The sequence below is a fragment of the Veillonella sp. VA139 genome, from assembly GCF_003992005.1.
GTDB lineage: Bacteria > Bacillota > Negativicutes > Veillonellales > Veillonellaceae > F0422.
In genome coordinates, this window is record NZ_RQVL01000002.1 from 75,852 (window position 1) to 88,296 (window position 12,445).

The window sequence follows — 12,445 nt, forward strand, 5'->3', positions numbered from 1 at the left end:
TATCCATGAGCGAAGTTCGTGTACGAAAATTACAAGAGTTTATTAAACAAGAAGCAAGTCAAATCTTATTGCGTGGGTTGAAAGACCCTCGCATCGGATTTGTCACTGTAACCGATGTGCGTGTCACAGGTGATTTGCGAGAAGCTACAATCTATGTGAGCTTATTCGGCAGTGAAGTGGAGAAAAAACAGTCCTTAGACACTTTACGCAGAAGTGCTGGTTATTTCCGCTCTGAATTAGGAAAGGTGCTTCAATTGCGCCACATTCCTAGCATTGCCTTTGATGCAGATACATCCTTAGATTACAGCATGCACATTGAAGGCTTATTAAATTCTATTAAACAAGAGGAAAATAATGGCGAAAATTAGTATTGATCAACTGAAAGCATCGATTGATACAGCCCATTCCATTCTTCTTACTGTTCATGTTAGTCCCGACGGAGATGCTATAGGCTCTATGCTTGCTATGTATGAAGCCTTAGTAGCCCAAGGGAAAGTAGTTCGCATGGTAGTGGATGATGTAATTCCTGAAAAGTTTTCTTTTCTTCCTCTATGCTCCAAGATTGAGCCTATTGAAAGTTTAGAAACTGGTTATACATCGGATATGCTACTCATTTTGGACGCTAGCACATTTGAACGAATTGGAGAAGTAGGTGTACGAATGAGTGCACCTACTTTTAATATAGACCACCATATTTCTAATACAGAATTTGCAGACGGTTTATATTTGCGATCCGATTTTTCTTCTACGGGAGAAACGGTGGCGTACCTATGTAAGATGTGGAATTGGGAGATTACCCAATCGATGGGACAAGCTTTGTACATGGCGATGGCTACAGATACAGGGTTCTTTAAATTCTCTAATACAACAGCACATACGATGGAAATGGCAGGTCTATGTTTACAAGCAGGTGCACAGCCACATGTCATTTCTGAGGCGATAGAAATAGTGGAACCAGCTCGCATCGAAGTGATGAAACAGGTCTTAGATAATGTGTCCTTTCACCATGAAGGGCAAGTGGTATCCATGTGCTTGACATTACCGCTGATGGAACGCATTGGGGATGATACTGATGGATTTGTGGACATGATTCGAAACATCAAAGGTGTAGATGTAGCTATCGTTTTAAAAGCGAAAACAGAGACGGTAACTCGTGTTAGCATTCGCTCCAAAGTGCGAGATGCAAACCAAATTGCTAGTCACTTTGGCGGTGGTGGGCATATTCGAGCAGCTGGTTGCTCTATCGAAAGTCCTATCCACGAAGCATTGGAACAAATCTTAGCGGTGATTGATTAATGGATGGAGTTATTTCTTTAATCAAGCCACCAGGCATTACGAGTCATGATGCCATCGGTATTTGTCGACGCATTTTAAAAGAACGCCGTATTGGTCATAGTGGGACCTTGGATCCATTGGCGTACGGCGTGTTGCCTATCTTTGTAGGAAAAGCAACACGTACCATCGAATATACAGAATCTATCGGTAAGACTTATGTGGCAGAATGTAAATTTGGCATTGAAACAGATACAGAAGATAGCACAGGGAATATACTGCGTACTATGGATATGATTGAGGCTCCTAGTTGGGACGAACTAGAACAAGCAGTGCAGTCCTTTCAAGGTTCGATTGAACAACGACCGTCAAAGTATTCTGCTATCAAAATCAATGGGCAACGCGCTTATGATTTAGCCCGTGCAGGGGTGGAATTTGAATTACCAGCTCGTTTGATTCAGATTTACGACATTGAGTTACTCGCCTATGCATTTCCATTCTTTACCATTCGTGCACGATGTTCTGCGGGCACTTATGTGCGTGCTTTGTTGCGAGATATATGCCAGCAACTTGGGCTGTGTGGTATGATGACACAGCTATGCCGTACCGCAGTAGGACAATGCAACATTGAACAGTCTGTGACCATTGAAGAACTAGAAACGCTGTTGGAACAAGCTGTACAGCCCGTAGATACTTTGCTAACGCACTTGCCAGCGGTGTATATTAACGATATTAATCGCACACGCTTGGTACAAGGGAAACAAGTTCCAATCCATACAGTTAAACCGAATGGAACTTTCTGTGTGTCCCCAGAGGAAATCCCAGTCGATACATTAGTGAGAGCTTATGATGCAAATGGGTTTATGAGTATCTTGCGACGGTTGGATAGCACTTTGAAAGTAGAGAAAAATATATACATATAACATAGGTATAAGAAATGGTCAGGAACCTTATGAAATCCTGACCATTTTCTTATGTATACACTTTTTATAGTCTTCGGTTGTGTTATAATAAAGAGTAAACGTAATAAAAGTTCTATTTCATATTTCAAAAGATAAGGATTAGTATGAATATTTTATATACCATATCAGAGTTAGATACGATACAGGAACCCATTGTATATGGGATGGGAACCTTTGATGGACTGCACTTAGGTCATCAATCGATTATTAAGGAGGTCTGTGACAGCGCAAAAGCTTGTCATGGAGTTTCTGTCATAGTTACCTTCGATGCGCATCCATTTACTATATTACAACCGAAACAAATTCCACCTCGGTTGTTACAGCGAGAAGAACGGTATGCTATGTTACAGAATATGGGTGTTGATTATGTGTTGGAACTTCCCATGACTCAAGAATTAGTTGCTCAGTCAGGGGAAGATTTTATTCATGGTTTATGTGCTCATCGTGATGTACAGAAAATAGTAGTCGGTGCAAATTTTAATTTTGGATATAAGGGCTTGGGAAATTCAAAGATGATTCGAGAATTATATCCATCTATTGAAGTCCATGATCAAGAATTGGTACGCTATGATTGGATTGATGCGCCTATATCTAGTACTGCTATACGTAGTAGTATTTTACGTGGTGATATTGAATTGGCAAATCAAATGCTAGGTCGCCCGTATCGTTTTACAGGTACTGTAGTGAAAGGAGATCAACGAGGTCGTACTTTGGGATTTCCTACGTTAAACTTTCATTTTCCAGATACTATGGCAACGCCAGCGGATGGTGTGTATGTAAACCAAGTATACATCGGAGGCAAATGGTACGGAGCAGTGGGGAATATGGGGGATAATCCAACCTTTACCAATCAATATCATCGTTTTGAAACCCATTTATTTGATTTCTCTGATGATGTATACGGAGAAGTGGCTACGGTAGAATTTCTTGCTTTCATCCGTGGAGAAGTTAAGTTTGATTCCCTGCAAGCCCTTATCGATCAAATGGAAGATGATAAGGCTTTTGCATTAGACCATTTACATAGTACGATTTATAGAAAATTCTAAGGAGTATGTCCATGAAATTACAAGAAAGTCGCAAAAAAATTGATGCTATTAATAAAGAGTTAATTCGTTTATTTGAAGAACGTTTGAGCATCGTTGTAGATATTGCCAAATATAAAGAAGAGCATCAGATGAAAATTCATGATGTACAGAGAGAACAAGAAATTCTTGATTCCGCTGTGAAAGCCTTGAATAATCCCGAATTAGCTGATTATGCAAAAGAATTTATGAATGAGGTAATTCGTATTTCTAAAGATTATGAAAAGAATCATATTCATCAACATATTTTCTTAATTGGTATGCCTGGGGCGGGTAAAACAACCATAGGTAAAGCCTTAGCACAAGCATTAGGATTAGAGTTCTTTGATGTGGATACAGAAATCCAAGAGCGCACAGGAAAATCTATTCAAAATATTATTATTCATGATGGAGAAGATGAATTCCATCAATTGGAACTCAATGTAATTCAAGACTTAGTAAGCAAGCAGAATGCCAGTGTCATTGCTACAGGCGGTGGTACGGTATTGTGTGATGCCACGGCTGAACTGATGCGTGAATCTGGTTATGTGGTATTGATTCAACGTGATGTAAAACAAATTCTTGATGATTTAGATATGGAAATTCGTCCATTATTGAAAGAAAGTATTGAATATATTTTCCGCTTATATGAAGAACGTCAACCAATTTACGAACGTGTGAGTCACATCAAAATTGAAAATATTAGTAATGTAGCAGATGTGGTGCAAGCTGTCATTTCTGCTTTACCTAATGCATCCCTATGATTACACTATTAGGAACGGTTTACCGTGTCATCTATAAGTCTCCTCAAGAGAATTATTGTGTATTCATCCTGCGGGATTACCAAGAAGATACCCATACCTGTACCGGTAATATTACTCCTCCAAAGGTGGGAGAAGAAGTGGAAATAAAAGGTACCCATATTATCCATAAAAAATATGGCAAACAGATTTCCGTTCAAAGCATACAACGTGTGATGCCAGATACCTTAGCGGGAGCCAGACGATATTTAGAAAGCCTTGGAGTGAAAGGCTTAGGGCCTAAATCATTAGAAAAACTGTTGGATTATTTTGGAATTTCGATTCTAGAGATTCTAAAAAAAGAGAATCCTATGGAGTTATTAGAAGTTCCTAATGTAGCGCTTAAAACAAAGCAAGAATTGTATAAAGTATTGCTTGGGGAAGGGGTTCTCCAGGAAATTAATGACTTTTTTGCTAAGTACAATATGAGTAATCGTTGGAGTCGCCAACTCTATGAAATTTACGGTGCAAAAACGATTGAAATGTTGCAAGATAATCCGTACTATTTGTTGACTGTAGATACCAATTTACCATTTCATGTAGTGGACCATTTTGCAGAGGAGCTAGGATTTCCCTTTGATAATCCAAAGCGCATCGATGCAGGTATCCGATTTACAATGGAGCAGATAGGATCTTCTGGACATTCTTGCATGCCTATAGAGGAATTGATGGTGCAGTTGTCGAATCTATTAGGTGATGATTATATTGATGCGACCGTGGACCGATTGGAAACGCTAATCGAAACAAAACGGTATATGCAGGTGGAACATGATGATGTACTGTACATCTACCACCCTACGGTCTATCGCGCAGAAGTAGAGAGTGTGGAATTTACGGACGCCTTTTTAGATGAAGATGTGCTACCTTTATTGGACGGTGACGATTTCTGTAACAGTTATGAAATTAAGCATTCCATGGAGTTAGGGGTGGAGCAAAAGCAAGCTATTCATATGGCGCTCAGTCATCGATTCTCTATTATTACTGGTGGTCCAGGTACAGGAAAGACTACTATTATCAAAGCCCTAGTAGAAGGATTCCAGCAAGGAAATTTAAAACGTATTGTCCTCTGTGCACCTACGGGACGTGCTACGAAACGATTGTCGGAAGCGACTGGCATGGAGGCTTTCACTATTCATCGTTTGTTAGAACCAGAGTTAGAAAATAATGCGTATATCTTTGCTCGTAACCAGGATGAACCATTAGAAGTAGATGTAGTTATCGTAGATGAATCATCTATGCTTAATTTGGAGCTTTACTATGCGCTGATACAGGCGATTCCGCCTAATGCTTATGTGGTGCTTGTGGGGGATGTGGACCAATTACCACCTATTGGTGCAGGTTTTATTCTGCGAGATATGTTGAGTAGTTCTGTAATACCTTATCAAGGGTTAACGCAGATTTATCGTCAGCAAGAGGGGAATCGAATCATCGATAATGCGTACGCCATCAATCATGGGGACATGCCTAACCTATCCAGTTGTGATGAATTTCAATTTGAAAGTGCTCATGATGTGGAAAGTGTCCTATTAGCGGTTACTAAGCATTATCGAGAGGAATTACAATACGTAGAGTCTGACCTAGATATTCAAATCGTTTGTCCTATGCGTAAAGGCCCTATAGGAAGCGCAGCGATTTCTAAGTATTTGCAAGAGGAGTTGAATCCAAAACGAAGTGGTCAAGAAGAGCTAAAAGTAGATGGAAGAGTGTATCGCGTCGGTGATAAAATTATTCAAATGGAGAATAACTACGACCAAGATGTATATAATGGAGAAATTGGCGTTATCACGGATATACTTGGGAAACAAGTACATGTGAAGTTTCCAGATAAATCGATGACTCTTGACGAAGAAGATATGATGACGATGGCACTTGCTTATGCCATTACGGTTCATAAAGCACAGGGAAGTGAATATGAACGGATTATTTTACCATTTATTTCTGCCTATAACGTGATGTTACAGCGAAATTTACTTTACACAGCGATTACTCGTGCAAAGGATAAAGTGCTAATTATCGGTAGTGAAACAGCGATAGAAACGGCTGTAAATCGAGTAGATACAAACTATCGTTATACATTATTTAAGGAACGCTTAGAGGGGGCGATCTGATGAGATTATGGGATTTATTGTGTCCACCTACATGCATTCATTGTGGTAAAGATGTATATTCACAAGGTGAGTGGTGCGATACATGTTTGCAAGCAGTTATGCATGAACGGTGTATAACAGGACCAAAATACTCAGCCTTAGAATGTATATATATTCTAGCAGATTATGTAGGTGGCATTAAAACCATGTTACACGATATAAAATTTAATGGAAAAAAGGAGCGAGCTCGAGGAGTCGCTCCTTTTTTACAACATTTTACAGTTACTTGTTTGGATATGAATTATGTACCAACCATTGTTGTACCGATTCCTATTAGTGAAAGTAAACAGTTGCAACGAGGATATAATCAAGTAGATATGCTATTTAAAGATTGGGTTATGGAACAGGGGTGGCATTGGGTAGATCTATTAGTGAAACTAGATGGCTCCAAACCGATGTGGACATTGACAAAAGAAGAGCGACGCAAGAATATGAAAGGTCATTTCTTAGTTCGATCTACCATGGTAGAAGTATATAATAATAGAGAACTTAATGTATTACTAGTAGATGATATCTATACAACAGGGGCCACCTTATTAGAAGCAGCAGAGACAATCCATGATGTCTTACCGAGGGCAAACATAAAGGCTCTCACTTTAGCAAGTGGAGCCTAATGATTATCCTAGTATTTCTATGAATGCTTTTACCACATCTGGATCAAATTGTGTGCCAGAGTGTCTAAATAACTCTTGTTTAATTTCGCTACGAGGTTGTAAACTTGTATCAGAAGCTGGGTCGATGGCTGTTACGTAGTAATCAGCAATACCAATAATGCGAGCGCCTAATGGAATATTGGCACCTCGCAAGTGTTTCGGAAAGCCTGTGCCATCCCAACGCTCATGATGGTATTTAATGTAAGGAATGATAGGTTGACAGCATGGATAGTTTTCAATCATGCTAGCCCCAAATACAGGATGTTGTTTGTATTTGGCCAATTCCTGACGGTTAAAGTAGGGAAATTTCATCAAGGTAGTGATGGGTAAGCAAATTAAGCCTAAATCGTGTAAACACGCTGCGTGACGAATCAATTCGATTTCGCCTTTTGGCAACCCCATTTTAGCAGCAATAGCTACAGCGTAATTGGCAACCTGCACTGAATGCACATATAAAGTTTGACTTTTCATTTGAATCATCTGTAAGAGTTGTAAGGTAACTAGCTCTAGGGTACTTTGATCTTGTTCGTAAGCGCCTGATTCCTGAATTAATGATAACATAAACATGTGCAAACCCTTCCTAACAAATAGAAACGGTGTACTCTCTTTTGGAAAATCACCGTTTTTATATTCTTCGTTTACTTAAGTACACACATTATACAATAAATTTGTATCCTTGAATATACCCTACAGAGTGGACAAAAATGTACTGGAAAGTTCTCATCATTGTCGCAATAAGTGAGAATGTGATAAACATGGGATGTAGTAAAGTTGATGTATATTTGGTAAAAAAAAGCAAGTCTTTTTTCTGAAAGGACTATATAAAAATGATATAAGTGGAGTGAAAAAAATCATGATGGTTTCTAAGTGACAAAAGTAAAAAATATGGATATAATAAAAGTACATAACGGGTCTGTGGTTGAAAGTCGAGGCCAGTCGCAGGCGAAACGATCCACATAAGCAATGAGAAATTGTGAGCATGGTGCGGCTTAGATGTAAGACCTGCCGACAGTAGATGTCGAGAGGAGTAGTAGTGGGGAGCACAGCTTAAGAGCGAACCTTCCAGCAGGCGAGTGTGGGGGCAAAGACCAGGTCAGCCGTATGAAACACAGCAGAAATTGTTCTGCTGTGTATTTTTTATGCTTTTTTTGCATGACAGTCTTTTAATATTAGAAATACAATGTAGTGCATATATTAATTGTTAATAAAAATACATAAAATTTGCAAAAATATGTTGACTAAATATTCGCATAGATGTATAATCAGTGCATAAGGTACAACATGAGTGATTTAGTAAAGGAGAAATATCATGAAAACAAATGTAAAAAAACTAATATGTACTGGTTTATTAGCCTTAGGTGTAGTAGCACTACTAGGGGGATGCGGTTCTCAAGGAGGAGAGCAAGCACAAAAAGGAAGTGTCTTAAAGATAGGCACCAATGCAACCTTTGTGCCATTCGAGTTTAAGCAAGAAGGTTCCGAAGAATTGCAAGGCTTTGACATCGATGTAGCTAAAGAAATTGCGAAACGGACTGGGAAAACCATTGAATTTAAAAATGTTCCTTTTGATGCATTAGTGCCAGCTTTAGATAATGGCGAGATTGATTTGGCAGCATCGGGGATGACTATCACAAAAGCACGGATGGAAAAAGTTGGTTTCAGTATGCCTTATTATGAATCAGGTATGGCTGTGGTTGTCAAAGAAACTAGTCCTATTAAAGGCTTAGATGATTTGACAGGTAAAACAATTGCTGTACAAATGGGTACTACAGGGGCAGACTTAGCGAGCAAAATCAATGGGGCTATAGTAAAAAACTTTGACCATACCAGCGATGCCTTATTAGAATTACAAAATGGTGGAGTGGAAGGAGCCTTGATCGACTTACCTGTGGCACAGTACTATGTGGCTAAACATGGCGATCAACATTTGACGGTCATTCCGTACCCTAATACAAAAGAGTATTTTGGGTTGGCTATGAATAAAAAGAATAAAGAACTTCAAGATAGTGTAAATAAAGCATTGACAGAGATGAAACAAGATGGTACTTTAAATAAAATTTACCAAACATGGTTTAAAACTGATATGCCAACAGATATTCCCGTGACATACGAAGGAAAATAATGTACTATATAAGGAGGCTTTGTGCCTCCTTATCTGTGTTGAATGAAAGGATGGATAGGTAACGATGGATTTTAATTGGCAGTTAATTGTCGACTCTTTACCCCTGTTAATTGGAGGGGCTGGAATTACGATTCAAATTACCCTCATGAGTGTGGGCTTTGGTTTCTTTATTGGACTGGTAGTGGCGTTGATGAATTTATCACGATTTAAAGTGATTCGTCTCATCGCAAAATGTTATGTAGAATTATTCCGTGGTACACCACTATTAGTACAAATCTTCATGATTTACTTCGGTGGCCCTAAATTGTTGGGCGCTATTGTCAATGCCAATGGTGCGCCAGAACCAATTGGACCGTATTTAGCTGCTGTCTTAGCATGCTCTATAAACTCTGGTGCCTACGTATCTGAAATTTTCCGTGCCGGCATCCAATCCATTAATAAAGGTCAAATGGAAGCAGGTCGCTCCTTAGGATTAACTTGGTTCCAAACGATGCGCTATGTGATTATGCCACAAGCTTTCAAAGCCATCATTCCACCATTAGGCAATGAATTTATAGCTATGTTGAAAGATACTTCCTTAGTGGCAGTTATCGGTTTTGAAGAATTGACACGTCGAGGACAATTAATTATCGCTCGTACCTATGGGTCCTTTGAAATCTGGACAGCCGTAGCGGTGATTTACTTGATTATGACATTAACCATTTCCCGACTCGTAGCGTACTTAGAAAGGAAATATAATATCAAATGATTCAATTACAGAATGTACATAAATACTTTGGACAATTACATGTCTTAAAAGGCGTTTCCACAGAAATCGATGCTGGTGAAGTAGTGGTCATTATTGGACCATCTGGTTCTGGTAAAAGTACTGTATTACGCTGTATGAACTATTTAGAAGAACCAACACATGGTGACGTGATTGTAGATGGTATGAATCTTAATGTGAAAGAAAATATCAACAATGTACGTGCCGAAGTGGGCATGGTATTCCAACGATTTAATCTATTCCCTCATATGACCGTGCTAGATAATATTACATTAGCACCGCAAAAAATTAGAGGACTTTCAAAATCTGAAGCAGAAACCATTGCTCGTGATTTATTGGGAAAAGTAGGTTTATCTGATAAAGCAGAGGCGTACCCAGAGCAATTATCTGGGGGGCAACAACAGCGTGTAGCCATTGCTCGTGCATTAGCGATGAAACCGAAAGTGATGCTCTTTGACGAACCTACCTCTGCTCTAGATCCAGAAATGGTTAGCGAAGTATTAGACGTTATGAAAGACCTTGCTAAAGAAGGTATGACAATGGTCATCGTTACTCATGAAATGAGCTTTGCCAAAGAAGTAGCCACTCGTGTACTGTTTGTAGATGGCGGTGAAATTTTAGAAGAAGGCACACCAACGGAAGTGTTTGACACACCAAAACATGAACGGACAAAATCATTCTTATCAAAGGTCATTCGATAAGGATAAAATTGTTGTCAGTTTTTTTGGGCAATAAATTTAGTTTGTCTCTTATAAGAGATGTTATTTCAAATATGCAAAAACAACTACCCTATATACGGAGTTTCCTATGTGGGGTAGTTTTTTTGTTTTACTGCTGTCTATCTATGTGAATGAGTTCCAAGGCATTGCTATATATGGTTAAACAGGTATGAGCTTATCATCTAATATCATTGAGGTCGATATATAGGCTCATACGATTAGAGGTGTCATGGTTAGTAGCTTTGAGTGCTATTCTATGTGCATTTGTATAATGTGTGTTGAATAAATTATGCAAAAAGAATAAATATTATTATATTTCATAGTTGATAGTATGTAAAAATAATTATTAAAATGATATACATATAGAGTAAATGAAACGATTTGAATAAAATTATTGAGTATAATCTTGATAACTGACAAATTGCATAAATTTATAAAAATAAAACATAATGTGAATATAAATTGAATTAGATAATAAATATATAAAATGTAGGATATATCCAAAATATCTATAGTATAGGTATACAATGCAGTAATTGATTAATGATTTCGTTGAATTATATCAATATAGCATATACTTGAAAATAAAATAATATTTTGATTGACATCATACATATATAGTGATAACATGAAAGCAAGATTTAGATACTCTAAATCGCTTGCAGTATTAAAGGTAGGAGGAATTATCATGCTTGGGAAAGTAAAATGGTTCAGCGCAGAAAAAGGTTATGGATTTATTGAAAGAGAAGATGGCAGCGATGTATTTGTTCATTTTTCTGCAATCCAAGAAGATGGCTTTAAGTCTTTATCGGAAGGACAACAAGTAGAATTTGAAATCGTAGATGGCAACCGCGGTCTTCAAGCGGCTAACGTATATAAAGCTTAATTCTGAACAGAAAGGCTTAGGATATTCCGAGTAGGAGATCCTAAGTCTTTTTTATTGGCGTTTGTAATAGTAAAGTGCTACGAGGTTTACTGTCATTTCAGACAAAAACCTCACAAAGGCGGTCATAGTGCTAGTAATAGTAAAGTGGTAGGATGGGCATTGTTTATAGGCATGGTGACAAAGGAAAAGCAGAACAAAAAAAGAGATTACAGTAAGAAAAACTTTGAAAAATAAAAAGGGTTTTAAGAATTTTTGTAGAATTATATAAATATGTACTTGTTTATAGGTAATACAGAAAGGATGAGCACTATGAAATTAACAGTACGAGGCAAAAATCTTGAAGTGACAGCAGCGTTACGTGAATATATTGAAAAACGGGTAGAAAAGTTATCTCGTTATTTTGAAACTCCAGTGACAGTGCAAGTTGTATTATCCGTGGAAAAAGAAGAACGTAAAGTAGAAGTGACATGCTTTGTAGAAAGTGTAGTATTGCGTGGTGTAGAAAACCATTTAGATATGTATGCCGCTATTGATTTAGTAGTGGATAAAATTGTTCGTCAAATCCATAAACATAAAACACGGTTAGCAAAACGATTCCGTAAAGAAACGGGATTCCATGTAGATGTAACACCAGTGGAAGCAATTCCAGAAGAAAAAGAATTAGAAGTAGTACGTCGCAAAAACTTTATCGTACGACCTATGAGCGTAGAGGAAGCAATTTTACAAATGAATCTATTGGAACATGACTTCTTTATGTTCTTCAATGAAGATACTGAAATCATGAACGTTGTATATCGTCGACATGATGGTAAATATGGTTTGTTAGAACCAGAAGTGGGTTAATCATAATTCATACAGTATATATAAAGGGCTATGATAGGTGTGTTACATGTTGTCATAGCCTTTTTTTCGGTAAGTAATATAACAATAGAGGAAGATGGATGCCTTTGATCCATCTTCCTCTATTTGTGTTTTTCAGGCTCTTTGTCAAATGTGAGGGTGTTTATATAAAAGGCTCTCAGCAGTAGCTATTTAAATATTCAGTCCTTTTTATAGT

13 protein-coding genes are annotated in these 12,445 nt (G+C 38.0%); 12 read left to right on the forward strand and 1 reads right to left on the reverse strand.

Translation table 11 applies throughout. The features are described from left to right. Nucleotides 1-5 precede the first annotated feature (5 nt). The 7 genes from rbfA (at nt 6) to EO125_RS01645 (ending at nt 6,856) form a co-directional block, all read left to right on the forward strand. Nucleotides 6-368 carry a 30S ribosome-binding factor RbfA gene (gene rbfA, locus EO125_RS01615; protein ID WP_127147353.1) on the forward strand — a complete coding sequence of 121 codons (363 nt, stop codon included), beginning with the start codon at nt 6-8 and terminating at the stop codon, nt 366-368. Beyond that, on the forward strand, nt 355-1,296 hold the full coding sequence (locus tag EO125_RS01620) for a bifunctional oligoribonuclease/PAP phosphatase NrnA (RefSeq protein WP_127147354.1): 942 nt from the start codon (nt 355-357) through the stop codon (nt 1,294-1,296). The genes rbfA and EO125_RS01620 overlap by 14 nt, the downstream gene beginning before the upstream one ends. Then, nucleotides 1,296-2,195, forward strand: a complete 900-nt coding sequence (gene truB / locus EO125_RS01625; RefSeq protein ID WP_127147355.1) for a tRNA pseudouridine(55) synthase TruB — start codon at nt 1,296-1,298, stop codon at nt 2,193-2,195. The genes EO125_RS01620 and truB overlap by 1 nt, the downstream gene beginning before the upstream one ends. A 143-nt stretch (nt 2,196-2,338) precedes the next feature. Beyond that, on the forward strand, nt 2,339-3,280 hold the full coding sequence (locus EO125_RS01630) for a bifunctional riboflavin kinase/FAD synthetase (RefSeq protein ID WP_127147356.1): 942 nt from the start codon (nt 2,339-2,341) through the stop codon (nt 3,278-3,280). A gap of 11 nt (nt 3,281-3,291) precedes the next feature. Then, nucleotides 3,292-4,059: a shikimate kinase gene (locus EO125_RS01635; RefSeq protein ID WP_127147357.1), complete on the forward strand. Its 768-nt coding sequence runs from the start codon at nt 3,292-3,294 to the stop codon at nt 4,057-4,059. Continuing rightward, a complete protein-coding gene (locus tag EO125_RS01640) occupies nt 4,056-6,203 on the forward strand; it encodes an ATP-dependent RecD-like DNA helicase (RefSeq protein WP_127147358.1) in 2,148 nt (715 codons plus the stop codon). The genes EO125_RS01635 and EO125_RS01640 overlap by 4 nt, the downstream gene beginning before the upstream one ends. Continuing rightward, entirely contained in the window at nt 6,203-6,856 is a 654-nt protein-coding gene (locus EO125_RS01645) for a ComF family protein (RefSeq protein WP_127147359.1), read from the forward strand. Before EO125_RS01640 ends, EO125_RS01645 begins: the two co-directional genes overlap by 1 nt. A 3-nt stretch (nt 6,857-6,859) precedes the next feature. Here the strand turns inward: EO125_RS01645 and EO125_RS01650 are convergent, their stop codons facing one another. Next, entirely contained in the window at nt 6,860-7,462 is a 603-nt protein-coding gene (locus EO125_RS01650; RefSeq protein WP_127147360.1) for an HD-GYP domain-containing protein, read from the reverse strand. Between the two features lie 739 nt (nt 7,463-8,201). Here EO125_RS01650 and EO125_RS01655 point away from each other — a divergent pair. The 5 genes from EO125_RS01655 to hpf all read left to right on the forward strand — a co-directional run bounded on the left by EO125_RS01655 (nt 8,202) and on the right by hpf (nt 12,231). Beyond that, nucleotides 8,202-9,017: a basic amino acid ABC transporter substrate-binding protein gene (locus EO125_RS01655; RefSeq protein ID WP_370447281.1), complete on the forward strand. Its 816-nt coding sequence runs from the start codon at nt 8,202-8,204 to the stop codon at nt 9,015-9,017. A gap of 64 nt (nt 9,018-9,081) precedes the next feature. Next, nucleotides 9,082-9,765 carry an amino acid ABC transporter permease gene (locus tag EO125_RS01660; protein ID WP_009372151.1) on the forward strand — a complete coding sequence of 228 codons (684 nt, stop codon included), beginning with the start codon at nt 9,082-9,084 and terminating at the stop codon, nt 9,763-9,765. Beyond that, on the forward strand, nt 9,762-10,484 hold the full coding sequence (locus tag EO125_RS01665; protein ID WP_127147362.1) for an amino acid ABC transporter ATP-binding protein: 723 nt from the start codon (nt 9,762-9,764) through the stop codon (nt 10,482-10,484). Before EO125_RS01660 ends, EO125_RS01665 begins: the two co-directional genes overlap by 4 nt. Before the next feature lie 706 nt (nt 10,485-11,190). After that, nucleotides 11,191-11,388, forward strand: coding sequence for a cold shock domain-containing protein (locus EO125_RS01670; RefSeq protein ID WP_009354004.1), 198 nt, complete (start codon nt 11,191-11,193; stop codon nt 11,386-11,388). Nucleotides 11,389-11,697: 309 nt separating this feature from the next. Further along, complete coding sequence (gene hpf / locus EO125_RS01675; protein WP_127147363.1) at nt 11,698-12,231, forward strand: ribosome hibernation-promoting factor, HPF/YfiA family; 534 nt, start codon at nt 11,698-11,700, stop codon at nt 12,229-12,231. Nucleotides 12,232-12,445 lie beyond the last annotated feature (214 nt).

What these genes read in the sequence shown, in the direction of transcription:
- rbfA (WP_127147353.1), top strand. Translation starts at nt 6, where the DNA reads ATGAGCGAAGTTCGTGTACGAAAATTACAAGAGTTTATTAAACAAGAA.
- EO125_RS01620 (WP_127147354.1), top strand. Translation starts at nt 355, where the DNA reads ATGGCGAAAATTAGTATTGATCAACTGAAAGCATCGATTGATACAGCC.
- truB (WP_127147355.1), top strand. Translation starts at nt 1,296, where the DNA reads ATGGATGGAGTTATTTCTTTAATCAAGCCACCAGGCATTACGAGTCAT.
- EO125_RS01630 (WP_127147356.1), top strand. Translation starts at nt 2,339, where the DNA reads ATGAATATTTTATATACCATATCAGAGTTAGATACGATACAGGAACCC.
- EO125_RS01635 (WP_127147357.1), top strand. Translation starts at nt 3,292, where the DNA reads ATGAAATTACAAGAAAGTCGCAAAAAAATTGATGCTATTAATAAAGAG.
- EO125_RS01640 (WP_127147358.1), top strand. Translation starts at nt 4,056, where the DNA reads ATGATTACACTATTAGGAACGGTTTACCGTGTCATCTATAAGTCTCCT.
- EO125_RS01645 (WP_127147359.1), top strand. Translation starts at nt 6,203, where the DNA reads ATGAGATTATGGGATTTATTGTGTCCACCTACATGCATTCATTGTGGT.
- EO125_RS01650 (WP_127147360.1), bottom strand. Translation starts at nt 7,462, where the DNA reads ATGTTTATGTTATCATTAATTCAGGAATCAGGCGCTTACGAACAAGAT.
- EO125_RS01660 (WP_009372151.1), top strand. Translation starts at nt 9,082, where the DNA reads ATGGATTTTAATTGGCAGTTAATTGTCGACTCTTTACCCCTGTTAATT.
- EO125_RS01665 (WP_127147362.1), top strand. Translation starts at nt 9,762, where the DNA reads ATGATTCAATTACAGAATGTACATAAATACTTTGGACAATTACATGTC.
- EO125_RS01670 (WP_009354004.1), top strand. Translation starts at nt 11,191, where the DNA reads ATGCTTGGGAAAGTAAAATGGTTCAGCGCAGAAAAAGGTTATGGATTT.
- hpf (WP_127147363.1), top strand. Translation starts at nt 11,698, where the DNA reads ATGAAATTAACAGTACGAGGCAAAAATCTTGAAGTGACAGCAGCGTTA.